Genomic DNA, 20,271 nt, shown 5'->3' on the forward strand with positions numbered 1-20,271 from the left:
GTCCGTGGTTGGGGAGTTGGTGTCGTTCACGGCGACTGTTGCTCCGGTGGTTCCGGGGTCGGGTACGCCGACGGGGTCGGTGACGTTCGCTTTCGGTGACGGCACTGCCCCGGTCACGGCCACGCTCAGCGGCGGTACCGCCACTGTCACGCACACCTACTCCACCGTGACGGGAAGCCCGTTCGGCGTCACCGCCACGTACAGCGGGAGCGCGGCCTTCGAGCCCTCCGCCGGGTCGGACACGCAGACCGTCTCCCTCGTCTCGACGACCACCGCCGTGACGTCGGCGCCGGATCCGTCCGTCGCCGGCCAGCAGGTGACGATCTCCGCCACCGTGGCCCCGGTGGCTCCCGGGACGGGTACGCCGACGGGCACGGTGACGTTCGACTTCGGTGACGGCACCGCTCCGGTCACCGCCATGTTGTCCGGCGGAACGGCCACCGTTCCCCACACATACCCGACATCGACAGGCAGCCCGTACACGGTCGCGGTCACCTACAGCGGCGACACCACGTTCGGGCCCTCCACCGGTACCGATACACAGACCGTGAGCCATGCCGCGTCGACCACAACTGTCGTGACCTCGCCGGGTACGGCCCTCGTCGGCCGGCCCGTGACCTTCAACGCGGCGGTCTCCGTGAACGAACCGGGGGCGGGCACGCCGACCGGCACCGTCACCTTCGACTTCGGCGACGGTACATCGACCACCGCACAACTGGCGGACGGGATCGCGTCCGTCACGCACACCTACGCCAGTGCGGGCGGCAGCCCCTTCACCGTCACCGCCAACTACAGCGGTGACGGCGACTTCGATCCCTCCACCGGCACCGACATCCAGGTCGTGAACCGGGGGACCACCACCACGACCGTGCTCACCTCGCCGGACCCGTCCGTCACAGGAGAGTCGGTGACCGTCACCGCGACCGTCGAGCCCGGCGGTGCCGGATTCGGCGGCCCGACCGGGACGGTCACCCTCGACTTCGGTGACGGCTCGGCTCCCGCGACCGCCACTCTCTCCGACGGCGTCGCGACCGTCACCCACGCCTACACCGACCCGGGTGCGAGCCCGTTCACCGTCGTCGCCACATACGACGGTGACGACGCCTTCGAAGGCTCGTCGGACACCGATGCGCACAGCGTGAACCCGGCCCTCACCGCGACCACCGTGAGCTCCGCGCCCGACCCGTCGACCGTGGGCGAGGACGTCACGTTCACCGCGACCGTGGCCGTGGTCGCAGCGGGGGCGGGTACGCCGACCGGCACGGTCACCTTCACGTTCGGCGACGGCACACCGTCGGTCACGGTGCCCGTCGAGGGCAGCCAGGCGACCCTCACACACTCCTTCACCGGCGCGAGCGGCAGCCCGTTCACCGTCACCGCGCACTACGACGGGGACACCGGATTCAGCGCGTCCGCCGGGACCGACACTCAGACCGTGCAGCCCGTCGGCTCCTCGCTGACGGTGACGGTCTCCCCGGACACGCCGGTCACCGGCCAGCCCGTCACCGTCACCGCGACAGTGACGCCGGACGGCCCGGGCGCCGGCACCCCGACCGGCACCGTCACCGTCGACTTCGGTGACGGCACACCACCGGTGGTGGTGCAGTTGGCGGGCGGCCAGGCCAGTGCCACGCACGCCTACGCCGATGCCGCCGGCGGCCCCTACCCCATCACCGTCACCTACAGCGGGGACGCCAACGTCAGTCCTGCGACAGCCACATTGACTCAGACAGTGACGCCGTCGGACACCACGACCGCCGTGATCTCCTCGCCGGAACCCTCACCGACCGGCGTACCTGTGACGGTCATCGCCACCGTCGCCCCGGTCGCGCCGGGGACGGGAATGCCCACCGGCACGGTCACCCTCGACTTCGGTGACGGCTCGTCACCGGAGATGGTGACGCTCTCCGGCGGTGTCGCCACCACCACGCACACCTACACCGAAGCGGACGGAAGTCCGTACACCATCACCGCCGTCTACAACGGCGATGCCGCCTTCACCACCTCCACCGGTACGGTCACGCACGCGGTGGACCCCGAGATCATCACCACAACCACCACCGTGGCTTCCGTGCCGGACCCGTCCGACGTGGGCCACGTGGTGATGTTCACCGCGACCGTCACTCCGGACGACGCTGGCTCCGGGACCCCGACCGGGACGGTCACCTTCACCTTCGGGGACGGGACGCCACAGCAGACCCTGACGCTGAGCGACGGCAACGCCAGTGCCACGCACACGTACAGTGACGCGGCAGGCAGCCCGTACACCGTCATCGCTGTCTACAGCGGGGTCGGCGAGTTCAGTTCCTCCACGGGAACCGACACCCACAGCGTGAACCCGGCCCCGACGACGCTCTCGGTGCTGTCGGCCCCGGATCCGTCCGAGACGGGGGAATCGGTGACGTTCACCGCGACCGTCGCCTCGGATGTGACCGGACCCGGTACTCCGGGGGGCACGGTGGTCTTCGACTTCGGTGACGGCACCGCCTCGCAGACGGCCGAACTCAGCGACGGCCAGGCCACGGTGACACACACCTACACCGATGCCGCCGACAGTCCGTACCTGGTGACCGCCTCCTACGGTGGCAATGCGGGCTTCGCCCCCGCGTCCGGTTCGGACATCCATGTCGTCAACACGGCTGCTGCCACGATCTCCGTGGTCTCCTCGCCCGATCCCTCGGTGAGCGGCCAGGACGTGACGATCCTGGCCACCGTCACGCCGAGCGTCCCCGGCGCGGACGCCCCGACCGGCACGGTCACCTTCACCTTCGGCGACGGCACGCCATCCGCCACCGTGCCCGTCGACGCCGGCCAGGCGGGAGTCGCACACGCCTATGCGGGCGCGGACGGCAGCCCGTACACGATCTCCGCTGTCTACAGCGGGGACAGCAGCTTCAGCCCGGCCACGGCCGCCGACACCCACACCGTGCAGCAAGCGGCGACCGTCACGACGCTCTCCGCCTCTCCGGACCCGTCGGTCGTCGGTCAGCCCGTCACCGTCGTGGTGACGGCGTCGGTCAATCCCGATGCCCCCGGGGCGGGCATGCCGACCGGCACTGTCACCTTCCGCTTCGGTGACGGTTCCCCGCCGGTCATCGCGCAGGTCTCGGGCGGCGTGGCCACCGCCGAGCACACCTACACCACGACCACGGGCAGTCCGTTCGCCATCACGGCCACCTATGACGGGGACGCCAACTTCAGCTCGTCCACCGACAGCCGGATCCACGAGGTGCACCCGGCCGGGACGACCACCATGGTGACGTCGTCCCCGGATCCGTCACGGACGGGAGAGCCGGTCGTGTTCACCGCGACCGTGGCCCCGCAGGCTCCCGGAACGGGCACCCCGACCGGTACGGTCACCTTCAATTTCGGCGACGGTTCGCCGCCGGCGACCGTCGACCTCACCGGCGGTACGGCCACCGCCCAGCACGCCTACGCGGACGTGCCCGGCAGTCCGTACTCCGTCGTCGCCGTCTACAACGGTGAGCCGAACTACAGCTCTTCCACGGGTACGGACACCCAGACCGTGGAAGAGGCAGCGACGGCGACGACGCTCACCTTCGGCCGCGAGCCGTCGACCGTGGGGGAGCCGGTGACCTTCACCGTGAGCGTCGCTCCGGAGGCACCCGGAGGGGGAACCCCGGCGGGTTCGGTCACCGTCGACTTCGGCGACGGATCGCCGCAGCAGACCGTCGAACTCGTCGGCGGCCAGGCCACGGTGACCCACCCCTACACCGACGCATCCGGCAGCCCGTACACGGTCACCGCCACCTACGTCGGCAGCAGCGGCTATGCCACCTCCACCGTCTCGGGCACCCATACCGTGGACGCGGCGCCCACCGACACCCTGCTGGTGACCTCTCCGGACCCGTCGCAGGCCGCGGGTTCCGGGGCGATCTTCACCGCCGTGGTGACCGCGGAGTTGCCGGAGGCAGGCACCCCGACCGGCACGGTCACCTTCACCTTCGGCGACGGCACACCACCGGTCACCGAACCCCTGACCGGTGGTGTGGCCACCACCGACCACAGCTACGCCAGCATCATCGGCAGTCCGTACCCGGTGTCGGCGGCATACGGGGGCACCGAGAACTTCACCGGCTCGTCGGACAGTGACACCCACAGGGTGGAGTTGCAGGTCAGCACGAGCACCACGACAGTGACCACCGCACCGGCCTCGCCCATCGCAGGCGAACCTGTCACCTTCACCGTGACGGTGACCGCCGATGCCCCTGGCGCACCGTTGCCCACCGGCTCTGTCACCTTCACGTTCGGCGACAGTACGGAGCCGGTGACCGTGCCTCTCTCAGACGGCTTGGCGACCGCCACGCACGCCTACCCGACCACCGCCGGCAATCCGTACACGGTCGTGGCTGCCTACAGTGGCGACACCACCCTCAGCTCCTCGACAGGGTTCGGCACCGTCACCGTTCAGCCGGTGGCGTCGACGACGGCGGTGTCCTCGGGGCCCGAGCCGTCGGTGGTGGGCCAGGAGGTGACGTTCACGGCGACGGTCGCACCCCAGGCGCCCGGCGTCGTACAGCCGACCGGCACGGTCACCTTCGACTTCGGCGACGGGTCCGCACCCGCCACGGTGTCCCTGGTGGCCGGCGTGGCCGCAGTCGCCCATGCCTTCACGTCGGTGGCCGACCCGCTCGTCGTCACCGCCTCCTACAGCGGTGACGCGGACACCCTTGCCTCCACCGGCACGGATACCCAGACCGTCCAACAGGCCGCGTCGAGCATGCAGGTGACGACGTCACCCAACCCGTCGGTCAGCGGCGAGCCTCTGACGTTCACTGCCGTCATCACGCCCGTCCCGCCCGGGGCCGGGGCCCCCGGGGGCAGCGTCACCTTCGACTTCGGGGACGGTACGCCGCCGGTCGTGGCGGAGGTGTCGGGAGGCGTGGCCACCATCACGCACGCGTACACCGGCACGGCCGCAAGCCCGTACACGGCCACGGCGGTCTACAGCGGCAATGCTCAATTCACCGCCGCCGCCGCGACGGTGACGCATGCGCTGCAGCCGGCACTGTCGGCGACGGTCCTGTCGTCCGTCCCTGATCCGTCGGTGACAGGCGAGCCGGTGACGTTCACGGCAACGGTGACGACACAGGCGCCCGGTACCGGCATCCCGACCGGAACGGTCACGTTCACCTTCGGGGACGGGACAGCACCTGTCACCCAGCCGTTGTCCGGTGGCGTGGCCACCGCCACCCACGCCTACGCTCGCGCCTCCGACACTCCTTACGGTGTGGTCGCTGTCTACAGCGGTGACGCCGACGTGACGTCGTCGACCGCCAAGGACACACAGACCGTCACACCGGCCGGCACCTCGACGACGGTCACGACCTCCCCGGACCCCTCGGTCCCGGGTCAGCCGGTGGACGTCACTGTGTTGGTCGCCCCGCTGGCACCGGGTGCGGGTACGCCGACCGGCACGGTGGTCCTCGACTTCGGTGACGGCTCGTCACTGGAGACGGTGACGCTGTCCGGTGGGGTCGCGACGGTGAGTCATACATGGGCCACCACGGCCGGAAGCCCGTACACCGTGAGTGTCACCTACAGCGGTGACGCCGACTTCAGCACCTCAACGGGTGCCGATTCCCACACGGTTCAGCCCGCGACAAGCACGGTGCTCGTGACCAGCTCCCCGGACCCCTCGGTCCCGGGTCAGCCGGTGGACGTCACTGTGTTGGTCGCCCCGCTGGCACCGGGTGCGGGTACGCCGACCGGCACGGTGGTCCTCGACTTCGGTGACGGCTCGTCACTGGAGACGGTGACGCTGTCCGGTGGGGTCGCGACGGTGAGTCATACGTGGGCCACCACGGCCGGAAGCCCGTACACCGTGACCGTCACCTACGGCGGTGACGCCGACTTCAGCGGCGCCACCGGTACCGACACCCACGCCCTGCAACGGGCGGCGACCAGCACGCTGGTGGCGTCCTCTCCGGACCCGTCCGTCACCGGGCAGCCGATGACGGTGATTGCGACAGTGGTGCCCCTGGCCCCCGGCGACGGGGTCCCGACGGGTTCCGTGACGTTCACCTTCGGCGACGGCACGCCGCCGCAGACGGTCGAACTCACCGACGGCCTGGCGAGCGTGGCGCACACCTACAGCGACGCGGCGGGAAGTCCGTACCCGGTGATGGCCGCATACGACGGTGACGCCGATTTCGGTTCCTCCACCGGCAACGACACCCACACGGTGCAGCAGGCGGCCACCACGACGACGGTGGCCTCCTCTCCGGACCCGTCGGTCGTCGGCCAGCAGGTCACGGTGACCGCGACCGTGGTCCCGCAGGACCCCGGGTCCGGGACACCGACCGGTACCGTCACGTTCGACTTCGGTGACGGTACGCCGACCGTGACCGCCACGCCGGTCGACGGTGTCGCGGGGGTGAGCCACACCTACCAGAGTGCGGCCGGCAGCCCGTACACCGTCACCGCGACCTACAGCGGTGACACCGGGTTCGTCTACTCCACCAGCACCGACACCCAGAGCGTGCAACCGGCGTCGACCACCACGCTGGTGACGACCTCGCCGGAACCCTCGGAGCCCGGCCAGCAGGTGACTCTCACCGCTGTGGTGACCCCGGAGTCGCCCGAGGCGGGCGTCCCCACCGGCACCGTCACGTTCACCTTCGGCGACGTCGGCGCGCCGGTGACGGCGACCCTGTCCGGCGGCGTGGCCACCACGACGCATACGTACGCGTCCACTGCCGGCAGCCCGTTCGCGGTCACCGCCTCGTACAACGGCAGTGACAGCTTCACGGGCTCCTCGGACAGCGACACGCATCGCGTGGAGCTGGAGGTCACGACGACCACCACGACGGTGACCTCGGCCCCGGATCCGTCGGTCGTCGGCCAGCCGGTGACGTTCACTGCAACGGTCGGCCCGGACACGGTCGGAGCGCCCACTCCCACCGGCACGGTCACCTTCACCTACGGCGACGGATCGCCGTCGGACATCGTGCCCCTGACCGGCGGGGTGGCGACCGCTGCGCACCCGTACACCACGACGAACGGGAGCCCGTTCGCGGTCACCGCGTTCTACAACGGGGACGCCACGTCCAGCACCTCCACCGGCACCGACACCCAGACGGTCGGCCGGGCGTCGACCACGACCCAACTGGTCTCCTCGCCCGATCCCTCCGTGGTCGGCCAGACCGTGTCGTTCACCGCCACCGTGGCATCCGGCGCACCCGGTGCGGGGACGCCGGCGGGCACCGTCACCTTCGACTTCGGCGACGGGTCGGAGACGGTCACGAAATCCACGGCGGGCGGTGTGGCCACCGCGCAGCATGTCTACTCCGCCACCAGCGGCAGCCCGTTCACCGCAACTGCCACTTACAACCCGGACACCGACTTCAGCGGCTCCACCGGCACGGACACTCACACCGTCCAGCCGGCGGCCACGACGACGACGGTGGTGTCCTCTCCGGATGCGTCCCAGAGCGGTCAGCCGATGACGGTGACGGCGACGGTGGCGCCGGAGGCGCCGGGTGCGGGTACGCCGACCGGCACGGTGACGTTCAGCTTCGGCGACGGGACCCCGTCGGCCACGGCGACGCTGAACGGCGGCGTGGCCACCGTGACCCATGCCTACAGCGGCGCCGGCGGCAGCCCGTACAGCATCACCGCCAGTTACGCCGGAAACTCCGCGTTCGCCGCGTCCACCGGCATTGACACCCACTCGGTGCAGCAGGCGGCCACGACGACGACCGCGGTGACGGCGCCGGATCCGTCGCTGAGCGGTCAGTTGGTGACGGCGACGGCGACAGTGGCGCCGGAGGCACCAGGGGCGGGTACGCCGACCGGCACGGTGACGTTCAGCTTCGGCAGCGGGTCGGCGCCGGTGACGGCGACTCTGTCGGGCGGTGTCGCGGTCGCCGCATACACCTACAGCAGCCCCGGCGGAAGCCCGTATCCGGTCACCGCGGTCTACGGCGGGAGCGTCGACTTCGGTTCGTCCGCCGGTACCGACACCCAGACGGTCAACCGGGCATCCACGACAACCCAGTTGACCTCGGCCCCCGACCCGTCGGTGACCGGCCAGCTGGTCACCTTCACGGCCACGGTGCGGCCGACCGCGCCGGGTTCGGGTACGCCGTCGGGCACGGTGACGTTCACCTTCGGCGACGGTTCGGCCCCGGTCACGGCGGCGCTGAACGGTGGGGTGGCAACCGCTACGCGCACCTACACCGCCGCCTCCACCGGCCCGTTCACCGCCACGGCCACCTATGGCGGCAGTGCGGAGTTCCTGGGCTCCACTGCCACGGACACCCAGACAGTGAACCGGGCATCCACCTCCACCACGGTGGTCTCCTCGCCGGATCCGTCGCAGTCCGGTCAGACGGCGACGTTCACCGCCACGGTCGCGCCGGTGTCCCCAGGGGCCGGTACACCGACGGGAACGGTCACCTTCACGATCAGCAACGGCCCCACCCTGACGGCCACTTTGGTCGGCGGTAAGGCCACCGTCACCTCGAGCACGCTGTCCGCCGGGGCGCACACCGTCACTGCCACCTACAGCGGCAGTGCCAGCTTCGCCGCCTCCACGGGCACCGACACCCACAGTGTCGGCCGTCCCTCGACGACGACCACGGTGGTCTCCGCGCCCGACCCTTCGGCGGCAGGGCAGAACACGACGTTCACCGTCACCGTGACTCCGGTCCCCCCGGCCACCGGGACCCCGACCGGGACCGTCACCATCTTCATCATCAGGGGGCCGAATCCGACCGTCACCCTGGTCAACGGCAGGGCGACCTACACCACGAGCACATTGAGCCCCGGAGCCCATGCCGTCGTCGCCACGTACAGCGGCGACACCAACTACGCCTCGTCCGAAGGCATCGACACCCACTTCGTGAAGACCGACTGAACCGGTCGGCAGGCGCGGATCAACTCTCCGCGCTTGCCCCAGAGGCGAGTTGAGGCAGGAAGGCAGATCAACGCGGGCAGCTCGTGCAGCAAGGGAAGCCACCGGCATCGCCGGTGGCTTCTCCGGTGCCCGGGTTGCCGGATCCGGCGACCCGGGTCCTCGTAGGGGTCCCCGCGCGGGGCGATGGAGTCCTCTTAGAGTGGCAGCGTGTACCTATCTCCCCGGGCACTCGACGGCAGTCGGCGCCAACGTCTGGCCATCGGCGCCCTCCTCGTCCTGTTCATGCTGCTCGTCGCTGCGGGGCTGACCGTCGTCGCGGTGAACGGTTCCGGCGGCGGTCCGTGGGCATCGGCGGGGTTCGGAGCGGGTGCGGTGTCCGCGTATCTGCTCCTCTGGTGGAGCGCCCGCCACTGGTACGCGGCCTGGAGCCAGGGACGCCGACCCGACCTGGTGCCCGAACCGGGCCATTGGCCGTGGGTGCCGCCTCCGCTGCTGATCGCGGCAGCGGCGGCCGTGACTGGCGTGCGTGCCCTGGACCGCGGCGACAGTGGCGGATGGTTCTCCATCGGCCTGGCTGGACTCTTCGGTCTGCTCGGGCTGATGGGGCTCGGGGGAGTGGTGCTGACGGGTCTGAGCCGTCGAAGGAGTGCGGCGGCCGGGCCTGCGCCGGTGGCCGAACCGCCCCGCCCGCGCCGTGACTGGGGAGGCATCGGCTGACGGTTTGAGAAGCTGACGGTTTGAGGGGCTGACGGGTCTCTGGGCGACGGGACGAACGGCTCAGGGACCGCCCCCGTAGCGATGCTTTCCCGGCTGGGTACGTACCACGACCTGGCCGCCCTCATGCTCGACGTCCGCGACGTCTCGCCACGCACCACTGCCAGAGCCAGCGCCGGAGCCAGAGCCCGGCCCAGAGCGGCAGTCCTGGTTAGGGAGTGGCGTGTGTGCGGGGTGTGGTCCGCCGGGCGAGGACGGCGATGGACGCCAGCGAGATCAGGCCGAGCCCGATGATGTAGGCCGAGACGGACATGGAGGTGCCGGTCTCCTCCAGGAGCAGCACCATGACGAACGGGGCCAGACCCCCGCCGAGGACCGCCCCGAGCTGGTAGCCCAGCGAAGCACCGGTGTAGCGCATCTCCGTTGTGAACAGCTCGGCGAACAGCGCTGCTTGGGGGCCGTACATGATGCTGACGAAGCAGCTGGCGACGAAGACCCCGATGCCCAGCAGCGCCAGTGACGCGGTGTCGATCAGAAGGAACAACGGCACCGCCCACACCACCACGCCCACGGCCCCGGCGGCGTAGATGCGCAGGCGCCCGACGCGGTCGGAGAGGGCCGCGGCGGCGGGAATCAGGGCCAGTTGGGTCACATTGACGACCAGAGAGACGGCGAGCACGCCGTTGCGGGCCATGCCCAACTGACGCGTGGCGTAGTCGAGGACACCGGTCACGATGATGTAGAAGGTCGCGGCGTTGACGGCGAGGGACCCGCCGGCCAGCAGGACCGTACCGAGGTGGTGGCGGAGGATCGTCCGCAGCGGGGAGTGCCGCTCCTCGCGGGCGAGTCTGCGCTCGCTCTCGCGGAACTCCGGCGTCTCCTGCGCATGCCGGTGGACGTAGCGGGCCAGGACGAGGACCAGGATTCCGCAGAGGAACGGCAGCCGCCAGCCCCAGTCCGCGAAGTCCTCGTTGCTCATGACGGCCGACGAGACCAGGAACATGGTGTTGGCCACCACCAAGCCGATGGGGACGCCCATCTGGACGAGGCTGCCGTACAGCCCGCGCTTGCCCACAGGGGCGTACTCGGTGGTCATCAGCATGGCCGCACCCCACTGCGCGCCGAGGGCGAGGCCCTGCACGATGCGCAGCGCGACCAGCATCACGGGGGCCGCGACACCGATCGTGTCGTACGAGGGGAGCGCGCCGATCGCGGTGGTGGCCAGGCCCATCAGCAGCAGCGCCCACACCAGCATCGGTTTGCGCCCGTGCCGGTCGCCAAGATGCCCTGCGACGATGCCGCCGACCGGGCGTGCCGCGAAGCCTACGGCGAAGGTTGCGAAGGAGGCCAGCACGCCGGTGACGGGGCGGTCGGAGGGGAAGAACTGCGGGCCGAGGACGAGGGCGCCGGCGACAGCGAAGACGAAGTAGTCGTACCACTCGAGGGCAGAGGCGAGCGCGGCGACCGTGGCGACCTTGCGGCGATGTCGGGCGGTCGGCTCCGTCAGCGGCTCGGGGGCGTCGTGCGGGGCAGGGGAGTCGGTACCCATGCGTGGACTCTCTGTGGGGCGGCGCAGGCGGAGCGTCGGGCGGTTTCCCAGGCTGCCCCAGCTTCGTACCGCCACGGGCCGCGACCCGCTGAGGCCGGGGCCCGATCACTCCGGTGCTCAGCCCCGGTCCGGCGCCCCGTCGCGCTGCGGGTGCCGCCTCAGGCTCCGCCGCGCGGCGCCGTGGTCGCGCCCCGCCGGGCGGCCACCAGCTCGCGCCAGAGGTCTTCTCCCGACCATCTGCGCCGGGCGCCGGGGCCGGCCGTCTCGGCCTCGCGCACCAGCTCGACGAGGCGGGCGTTCACCGGGGCGGCGAGGCCGTGCTGCTGGGCCAACGCGACGATCTCGCCCTGGAGTTCGTCCATCTCGGTGCGGCGCCCGCGCTGGAGGTCCTCCCACATCGAGGAGCGGGCGTGCGCGTCGATGCGGAGGGTGGAGGCCGCCACCACCCCGAAAAGCCCGTCGGGCAGCCGCAGCATGTACGGGATCAGCCCCGCCGGTACGGGTGTGAGTCGCGCCGGTTTCGCCCCGGCGGCCCGCAGCACCGCGAGGGCCTCGGTCTGGCACAGCGCCAGGCACCGGCGGTACACGCGCTGGGAGAGTTCGGCGCGCAGCGGCAGGTCCGAGAGGGCATTGAGCGCGTTGTTCAAGTTGATCAGTAGCTTCGCGTACTGCACTTCGCGCATGTCGCCACGGGTCTCGGCCGCCATCCCGGCAGTCGTGAACGCGGACAGCAGGGGGACGGCCCGGTCGTGCGCCTCTATCGACAGCGGCCCGGCGGAGCCCTGGTGGAAGACACCGGGGTCCGTCTGGACGACGTTGTAGGGCACCGTGCCGGCGAGCACTGTGCGGTCCGGGATCTCGCGGCGGATGGCCGCGGTGTTGTGCAGCCCGTTCTGGAGGCTGACGACCACGGTCGACGGGCCGAGGTGCGGGGCGAGTTCACGGGCGGCGGCGCTGGTCGCGGACGACTTGACGGCGATCAGCACATAGTCCGCGCCGGCGGCCGCGTCGGGGCCGGTCGCCACCCGGAGATCGCCGGGCACGGTCAGCTGCGCCGAGCGGCTGCCTCCGGTGAGGGTGAGCCCGTTCCGCCGCAGGGTCTCCATGGCGGCGTCGCGCCCGATGAGCGTCACATCGGCCGTGCCCGCGAGAAGCCCGCCCGTGTGGCATCCGATGCTGCCCGCCCCGAGGACCGCGATGCTCAGGCGCGGGGCGGCCGTCGGGGACCCGTCCACGGGACGTTGCGTCATTGTCTGCTCCTGCTCCTGGGGCGGTCTCGTCGGGGGGCGGGCGTTGCGCCCGCAGCCTAGCCGGGGACGCTTGTGCCGGTCACTGGGCCCATGGCCGGCCCTTACGCCACAGCCGTAACGGGTCGGCCGCCTCCATGGGGCGCGGGCGGGGGTGGTGATTGCGGCGCAGGCGCGCAAGTGGGTTGAACCGTACGCGTATTCGCAACCTTTCGCCCTCGCGCGCGTCCTCGGTGCGGGTCGCTCCGGCGCAGGAGCGGGGATAACCGGGACATCACACATCGGGGGACCGGGGGATGTCCGGAACACCTTGGTTCCATGTCCCGCCGAGGAGCCGCAATGCCCGAATCCGTCATGTCAGCCGTCGCGGGGCGTCCGTGGGAACGCATCGTCGTCAGGGAAGGGTTCAACGACGCGGCCATGAAGGCCGCCATGGACGAGGTGATCGCCAGTGCGGAGGGCGGGGCCGTCCGTAAGACGCTCGTCTTTCCGCCCGGCGATTTCCATCTGACAAAGCCGCTCTTCACGTCTGCGGCGGCCAATCGTGACCAATTGCAGGGCCTGTCCATCCAGGGGCAGGGAATCCGTTCGACGCGGATCTTCTGGGACAATGCGGGGCGTGATGCGCCGAGCGATCCCCTGGCGAACAACCTCATCACCGCCGTCCGCCGTCTGCGCTGGGCGACCATCGGCGGGTTCAGCGTCATCAGCAACGGAGCGAAGAATCGCTTCGCCTATCTCCTGAGCGACACCCAGGGATTCAATCAGGCGTGGGAGGTGCACGATGTGGAGTTCAGCGGGCCGTGGGACCGCGTGTTCGGCATCGACGGCGGCGAGGACGCGAATCTCAACAGCGAGATGAGTTTCCGGCGGCTGTTCACGGCGACGAACTCCACGTTCCGGGACGCCTTTTTCCGCACCGGAGGCATCAGCGGGACGCATCCGCAGCAGAACCAGTTCCTGAACTACTGGGTGGAGGACTGCTGCCTGACCCTCAGCGCCGGGGTGGTGTTCCGTCTGGACAGGGGCGGCTCGCTGCGCGTGTCCCGCGGCTCGTGGTCCGCTGCGACGGCGGACGGGGCGATCACCTGGTTCCTCATGCCGAACGGGCAGAGCAACAGCCGGACCGCCGCCCAACTCAGTGTCCAGGACGTGCGGTTCGAGCCCAAGGGTGACCGGCACAAGATCATCGACTGCGCGTGGGGAACCGGAACGGTCACCTTCGACGACTGCTCCGACGTGGGCTCCATGCAGAACACCGCAAGCTACGCGCGCACCCTGCACCGCTACGTCGGCCAGCCGTGGTGGGACCAGGGGAACGGCCCGACGGTGCGCTACCGGTCCTGCGCCCTGGCCGGCCGCCATGAGTACGACGGCCCCAGGCAGACCCGCGGCGGATTCGTCTACGACGGTTCCCACTTCTACCGGGGCCAGAGCGGACAGACGACCACACCCGCGGACGTGCTGCGCAGCACCGGTGGCGCGGCTCGGTACCGCTTCACCAACTGCGACAACATCGCGGACGCGTCGAACCGATGACCGGGCCGCCCGGCTCGTCCGCCCGCCTGTCGCCGGGGCCCGTCTTGATGTCGGCTCCGGTCGCTCTACGGCCCCGGTCGGCCGACCCGATCCGGCCGATCCGACCCGATCCGGCCGATCCGATCCGATCCGGCCGATCCGATCCGACCGGCCGACCCGCCGACCCGGCTGCGGCCCGCACCCCGGCCCCTCGGTGCACAGTGAAGGGGCAAGCGGGCCGGTGCGGGTGCGGCACCGACCGGTGGTCCGGACGGATGGACGGGACGAGGGCGAGGCGGCGTCATGCGGGTGGGCTTGTTGCGGATGGTGGGCACGGCTATGGCGCTCTACGGGGCGGCGGTGACGGCCTGGCCCGCTCTCCTGGCCCGGCCGTCCGGACTGACGGACGGCCAGGGCCGTACGGCGGAGGCGACGCGGATCTCCCTGCGCCCGGTGGCCTGGCGGGACGCCGCGAGCGGGCTGGCCATGGTGGTGGCTCCGCAGGGCGCGCCGCTGACGACGGCCACGGTGCTGCGGATCGCCGCGGATCTCGGTGACGCAGCGCTGCTCGGCGTGACCCTTCCGGACCGTGCGACGCGGGCCAAGGCCGTGGCTGTCTCGGTGGGTTGGGCTTCGCTGTCCGTCGCCGGCCTCCTGGCACCGCCACGCCGCACTCAACCGCGGCGCCGCTGAGGCGGGAGAGGCACCCAGGCTCCCGTACGGCGTGCGGCGTGCGGCATGCGGCGCACGGCCTCCGGCATCGGCGCGGTCGCTGAGGCTTGCCGCGCTGCCGCGCGCCGAGCCTCACTGTCAGACCCCTCCGTTACGTTCCCACTATGACGGAATTCGTACTGGTTGCAGGCGCATGGCTCGGAGCGTGGGCGTGGGACGAGGTGGCGCCGGAGCTGCGCGCCGCAGGCCACGGCGTTCACCCCGTGACCCTGTCCGGCCTCGCCGACAAGCGCGGTGTCCCAGCCGGGCAGCAGACCCACGTCCAGGACATCGTCGACGAGGTCGAACGGCTCGACCTGCGTGATGTCGTCCTCGTGGGTCACAGCTACTCCGGCATCCCGGTCGGCCAGGCCGCCGAGCGGATCGGTGACCGGCTGGCCCGCGTGGTCTTCGTCGACTCCAACGTGCCGGCCGACGGCGAGTCGTTCCTGTCCGCCTGGCCGACCGGCCGGCCCGTGGTGGAAGCCTCGATCGCCGAGAACGACGGCTTCTGGGCTCCGCTGACCGCGGCCGACTACGGCGGCCAAGGCCTCGGTGACGAGGAGATCGCCCGTATCGTCGCGGGCTCGACGCCGCACCCGGGCGCCACCCTGACCGAGCCGGCCGTGCTGGCCCGCCCGCTCGGCGATCTCCCCGCGACGTACATCAAGTGCCTGCTCGACGGCGCCGAGCCGGGACCCGATGTGGCCGCGCTGCTGACCGATGACCGCTGGCGGCTGGTCGAGATGGACACCGGGCACTGGCCGATGTTCTCCCAGCCCCACGAACTGGCACGCGTCCTTCTCGATGCGACCGGTCCCGTCCGGTCGGCCTGAAGGGTCCCTGTCGCTGGGCCTCAACAGGCGGAGCGGATCGGAGAGCTGTCCTCCTTGTCCTGTCCGTCGTGTGCCGTCCGGTGGCAGCACCTGCTCCCCATCCGTGTCGGGCTGATCGAACCTGACATCCCAGGGCGCTTCCGAGCGCACGCCCTGCGGTTTGATCGAACCGTCTCGCAATGTCCGCGAAAAAGTTACGTGGTGAAAACAGCGCGCAGTTCGTCACCGTTGTGTCACAGGAGGGCAACCGGCCCGTCGCCGGAGGAACGAGCGAAAGGTACGACCCATGTTGCCATTTCATCTGCGTCCCAAGCGATCGCTGTGGGCGGCTCATTGAGGGACTGTCAGAACCCGCCTGTGAGTAGAGCTTGCTCACGCTCGCGAGTCCTCCCGGAACTACTCTCCCGAATTCGTTGCCGCGTGTATTCATCGGCAACCTCCAAGAATTCCTGGGTAGTCACGATCGAGGGAGAACGACCAGTATGAGCCTCCGAATTCGCACCGCTGTGCCCGCGCTTCTTCTCGCTTCAGCGCTGACCGTTTCGCTGTCGGCCTGCAACGCCGACGAGGACAATGCCGGAGGCAAGTCGGACAGCACCGCGTCGAGCTCGCAGGACGGCGGTTCGTCGAGCGGCAAGGGAGAGGGCGAGGGCACCTCCGGCGGGGTGATGGACAACTCCAAGCCAGTGGCGGTGCCCCTGCCCGATGGGGCCAAGATCACGAGCGCCTCCGACCAGGAGAAGGAGGTCCTCGTCCTGCGCTTCAAGCCCTCCGGATCGCCGCAGGACGCAGCCGACGCCTACACGCAGAAGTTCATGAAGAACGGCTACGAGTCGAACCAGCACGCCGTGCTGACGCGCGGGGAGCAACAGATCAGCGTCGGGGAGGACGTCGACGCCGTGCAGCTCGCCATCACCTACCCGGATGCCGCGCCCCCGCTCCCGTCCGAAGGCGAGCTCCGCTCCGTCACCAGCCAGAGCGACGACACTCTCACCTTCACCTACGGCCTCCCCGCAGACGCGACCAATTCGCTCTCAGCGCTCAAGGTCTACGTGGGCGAGCTCAGCAGCTCCGGCTGGGACACCCCGGTGGACGGCAGCACCAGGGCCACCAAGGGGGACCAGGAGATCGAGTTCGACATCAGGGACGACAAGCAGCTCAAGGTGACCGTCGACGTGCCCCTCTCCGTGGGCTGACACACGATCCCCGGACCGGTCCGGAGCGGCGCCCTCGCCGACACGGGGCCGGTCCACGGCAGCCGTCCGCGCACGGTCGGTCCGTAGCGGGCTCCTGCCACGCCCTGGCACTCGGCGGCTGATCCGAACAGAACCGCCTGGACGGCGTGCGGGCAGCGTAGTCGGCGTACCACGGGCAGACCGCCGATGAGGGGAATGGAGAGCAACGGCCATGACCCCCTTCGAGGCGCCAGGTCGCGGCGACGACGAGGACATGGGCGCAGGCGTGGGTCGGGCCGTGAGCGAGGAGAAGTCTGTAAGTGCCCGGCGGCAATCCAGATCCGCACGACAACGAGGGACGCGAACCGGTCTCGAACGAACGCGATGCGTCATGTCGCGGCTCCTGTGCTCATCCCCAACGGTGAGAAGCACCCGGTCTTCCGGTCCTGCGAAAGGGAGTTCGCCCGCGCGCACCCGGACGCGCGGATCCGAGCTGATCCTCAGGGCGCGGCATCTCGCGACTTCGGCGATCCGGCTGCCTTCAACGGCGCCGTACGCCGGTTCGCCCCGCAAACCGCCGCCGCGCGCTGAAACCGGATCGGGTCTCAGAGCGCGTGTACGCGCCGCTCGCCACTCCGCCTCACTCCGCCGAATCTGCGCCCACCGCGTCGGCGACGACTGACGCGGCCCCCGCGACGAGGGCGTCGTCGTACTCCGCGTCCTGCGTGTCACGGCTCGTCAGGACCGCCATCACGATGGGCTTGCCGCCCGGGGGCGTCACCACGGCGATGTTGTTGCGCGTGCCGTACTCGCCTGCACCGCTCTTGTCGGCGACGGTCCAGTCCTTCGGTACGCCGGCCCGGATGAGCGTGGAACCGGTCTTGTTGGTCCCCATCCACTTCATGAGCAGGGCGCGCTCGTCCCTCTTCAGGGCGTCGCCGAGGGCGAAGGTGCGCAGGTCCTTGGCGAAGGCGCGGGGTGTGCTGGTGTCGCGCGGGTCTCCCGGGGTCGCTTCGTTCAGCGCGGTCTCGCGGCGGTCCATGTGCGTCACGTCGTCACCGAGGTCTTCGAGTACGGAGTCGAGGCCCTTCGGGCCGCCCAAAGCGTCGAAGAGCAGGTTGGCCGCGGTGTTGTCGCTGTAGCGGAGGGTCGCGGCGCAGAGGGCGCGCAGGGTCATGCCGGTGCTGGTGTGCTTCTCGGTGACCGGCGAGTGGGCGACCAGGTCGTCGCGGTCGTAGGTCATCACCTTGTCGAGGCCCTTCACGTGGTATTTGCGCAGGATCGCGCCCGCGGCCAGGGCCTTGAAGGTGGAGGCGTATGCGAAGCGTTCGTCCGCCCGGTAGGCGACCTCGCGCCCCGTACCGGTGTTGAGGGCATGGACCCCGAGCCGGGCGTCGAATTTCCGCTCGAGCTTCTTGAACGCGGATGTGGATGCGGATGCGGCCATGGTGCTTCCCGGCGCCGCGTCTGCCGCGGATGCCTTCCGCGATGCCGTGGAAGCCCCGGGTCCCGTGCCCTGGCCGCAGGCCGCGAGCGGGACGAGCGTGAGGGCGAGGGCCGCCCCGAGGGCGATGCGACGGGGAATGCCGTTCTGCGTGGTCGACACGATGCGTTACCTCCGGGGTGCCCGTACGCGCGCCGGCGCACGGGTCGTCTCATGGCGGGCCGCCGTACGAACGCGGCCCGGTTCACCGGGGCAACCCTCGCGTACCTGGGGTTATGCGGTCCAAGACGTGAATGCGCGATTCCATGCCGATTCGGCATAGGGTGGGGTGCGTGGATCTTGTCGCAGCATGCCGGGCCTTCCTCCATGTGGGCGAGCGCGGCAGCTTCACGATCGGTGCGGCGGCCGCCCGGATGTCCCAGTCGGTCGCCAGCCGCCGTGTCGCCGCCCTGGAGAAGCACTTCGGCGAGCAGCTCTTCGAACGGACCCCGCGCCGCGCGACGCTCACACCCTTCGGCCGCGACATGCTGCCCGTGGCCAGACGACTGGTCCTGCTGGCCGACGACCTCGAACACGAGGCGGAGACGGCCAAGCGCAAGCCGCTCCGGCTCGCCGTTCCGGACACCTGCTCCACGGCCGCCCTCGCGCGTCTCGTCGCCGACGCGCGCGGCCACGGCATCTCGCTCGAACTCCGCGTCGCCCCGCCCGCGGAGCGAACGGAACTGGTCCACTCCCAGGAAGTCCGTGCGGCGCTGATCGCCGTACCGCCCGACCAGGCGTCGTGGTCCGTACCGCTGGGGCTCGCCGGTACGCGCGACCCCGGTGTGGCGCGCGTCTACGTCGAGACCCTGCGCGCGGGACGTGCCGATCCGTCCCCGCCCCGCCGTATCTGGATCCAGCCGGAGGACGACGTGCCGCACATCAGGGACCGTATGTCGCGCCTGTGCGACGCGGTCGGGCTGCGGCCAGTGCAACTCCAGGTCGCGTACAGCCTCCCGGCCGCCTCCGCGGAGGTCCTGTGCTCGTCCGACGTCCTGTTGTGCTCGCCCTCGCAGGCCACGGAACTCGGCTTCCACTGGCGGCCGATCGGCGAGAAGAGCCCGGTGCGGGGGTTCGCCGTCGCCGCGGGCGCGGCGGGAGACCCCGACCGTCTGCGGACACGTCTGGGCGGCGAGATCGCCCGCTGCCTGGGGGCCGGACCCGCGGACGGGAGCGGGACGGAGGGCCGCGGTGAGCACTGAGCGACTGGTGCGCGATCTGCGTCGGAGCCTGGACGACGGCGGCCTCTCCGGTTCGTTCCTCGTACGGGACCTGGACACCGGGGACGAGCTGGGCATCGACCCCGACACCGAGCTTCCCTCCGCCTCCCTGGTCAAGGTCCCGCTCGCGATCGCGACGCTGGAACGCATCCGCCGCGGAGAGCTCGACGGATCGGCGACCCTCGACGTGGAGCCCGGGCAGATCACGACCCCGGGGCCGACCGGGCTCAGCCGCTTCCGCCATCCCGTCCGTATCGCCGTCGACGACCTGCTCTACCTCAGCACGTCCGTGAGCGACGGAACGGCCGCCGACGCGCTGTTCGGCCTCACCCCGCCCTCCCATGTCGGCGCCGTCCTGGGCGAGTTGGGCATCCGCGGTCTCTCCGTCCGCCATACGATGCGGGACCTGGTCGACACCCCGATGGAACGCTTCGACACCGCGCAGGTGCACCTCGCCCTTTCCATCGCGGTCGACGCGGGGACGAGCGGCCGCGGGCACCGGCTGCCGCAACTCGACGTGACCCGCGCCAATACGGGCACCGCGCGCGCTTTCGTCGATCTGCTCCAGGACCTGTGGAGGCCGTCATCGATCGACGCCGGGGTGGCCGAGCGGGTGCGCGGTCTCATGGCGGACAACCTCCTGCGCCACCGGCTCACCCCGGACTTCAGTTCCGACGCCTCGGCCTGGTCGTCGAAGACCGGCACACTGCTGAATCTCCGTCATGAAATCGGCGTCGTCGAGCACGCCGACGGGCAGTCCTTCGCCATCGCGGTCCTCACCGAGTCGCGGGTCACCGCGAGCAACCAGCCCGGCGCAGACGCCCTGATGGCGCAGGTCGCCCGCAGGCTGCGGGACCGGCTGCGCCAGCTCTAGGCCCTGTCCGGCGGATCGTCGGCGGATGGCTGCTCCGGCAACTGTGCCGTGGAAGATGTGGGC

General features: G+C 70.7%; 11 protein-coding genes. 8 read left to right on the forward strand and 3 right to left on the reverse strand.

The features are described 5' to 3' along the window. The first annotated feature begins 4 nt into the window (after positions 1-4). Together ACGFNH_RS29525 and ACGFNH_RS29530 are read left to right on the forward strand one after the other, a co-directional pair. Complete coding sequence (locus tag ACGFNH_RS29525) at positions 5-8,881, forward strand: Ig-like domain repeat protein (RefSeq protein ID WP_393658916.1); 8,877 nt, start codon at positions 5-7, stop codon at positions 8,879-8,881. A gap of 207 nt (positions 8,882-9,088) precedes the next feature. Then, positions 9,089-9,598, forward strand: a complete 510-nt coding sequence (locus ACGFNH_RS29530; protein WP_393658918.1) for a hypothetical protein — start codon at positions 9,089-9,091, stop codon at positions 9,596-9,598. A gap of 208 nt (positions 9,599-9,806) precedes the next feature. On the opposite strand, the gene ACGFNH_RS29535 is transcribed toward ACGFNH_RS29530, so the two are convergent. Both ACGFNH_RS29535 and ACGFNH_RS29540 read right to left on the reverse strand, forming a co-directional pair. After that, complete coding sequence (locus ACGFNH_RS29535; RefSeq protein ID WP_393658920.1) at positions 9,807-11,144, reverse strand: MFS transporter; 1,338 nt, start codon at positions 11,142-11,144, stop codon at positions 9,807-9,809. A gap of 158 nt (positions 11,145-11,302) precedes the next feature. After that, positions 11,303-12,394, reverse strand: coding sequence for a 2-dehydropantoate 2-reductase (locus ACGFNH_RS29540; protein ID WP_393658922.1), 1,092 nt, complete (start codon positions 12,392-12,394; stop codon positions 11,303-11,305). Between the two features lie 336 nt (positions 12,395-12,730). Between ACGFNH_RS29540 and ACGFNH_RS29545 the strand changes: the two genes are divergently transcribed. The 4 genes from ACGFNH_RS29545 to ACGFNH_RS29560 all read left to right on the forward strand — a co-directional run bounded on the left by ACGFNH_RS29545 (position 12,731) and on the right by ACGFNH_RS29560 (position 16,652). Next, positions 12,731-13,930 carry a hypothetical protein gene (locus tag ACGFNH_RS29545; RefSeq protein WP_393658924.1) on the forward strand — a complete coding sequence of 400 codons (1,200 nt, stop codon included), beginning with the start codon at positions 12,731-12,733 and terminating at the stop codon, positions 13,928-13,930. 282 nt (positions 13,931-14,212) lie between these two features. After that, positions 14,213-14,602: a hypothetical protein gene (locus ACGFNH_RS29550; RefSeq protein ID WP_393658926.1), complete on the forward strand. Its 390-nt coding sequence runs from the start codon at positions 14,213-14,215 to the stop codon at positions 14,600-14,602. Between the two features lie 143 nt (positions 14,603-14,745). After that, positions 14,746-15,456 (forward strand): alpha/beta fold hydrolase, encoded by a 711-nt coding sequence (locus ACGFNH_RS29555; RefSeq protein WP_393658928.1) that lies wholly within the window; start codon positions 14,746-14,748, stop codon positions 15,454-15,456. Between the two features lie 482 nt (positions 15,457-15,938). Then, positions 15,939-16,652, forward strand: a complete 714-nt coding sequence (locus ACGFNH_RS29560; protein ID WP_393658930.1) for a hypothetical protein — start codon at positions 15,939-15,941, stop codon at positions 16,650-16,652. 619 nt (positions 16,653-17,271) lie between these two features. Here the strand turns inward: ACGFNH_RS29560 and bla are convergent. After that, a complete protein-coding gene (bla, locus tag ACGFNH_RS29565) occupies positions 17,272-18,216 on the reverse strand; it encodes a class A beta-lactamase (RefSeq protein WP_393659201.1) in 945 nt (314 codons plus the stop codon). A gap of 191 nt (positions 18,217-18,407) precedes the next feature. Here bla and ACGFNH_RS29570 point away from each other — a divergent pair, with 191 nt between their 5' ends. Both ACGFNH_RS29570 and ACGFNH_RS29575 read left to right on the forward strand, forming a co-directional pair. Then, positions 18,408-19,316, forward strand: a complete 909-nt coding sequence (locus ACGFNH_RS29570; protein ID WP_393658932.1) for a LysR family transcriptional regulator — start codon at positions 18,408-18,410, stop codon at positions 19,314-19,316. Then, positions 19,306-20,208, forward strand: coding sequence for a serine hydrolase (locus ACGFNH_RS29575; protein ID WP_393658934.1), 903 nt, complete (start codon positions 19,306-19,308; stop codon positions 20,206-20,208). The genes ACGFNH_RS29570 and ACGFNH_RS29575 overlap by 11 nt, the downstream gene beginning before the upstream one ends. The last annotated feature ends 63 nt before the right edge of the window (positions 20,209-20,271 follow it).

This window comes from Streptomyces sp. NPDC048639 (assembly GCF_043199075.1).
In the GTDB taxonomy this organism is placed as follows: domain Bacteria; phylum Actinomycetota; class Actinomycetes; order Streptomycetales; family Streptomycetaceae; genus Streptomyces.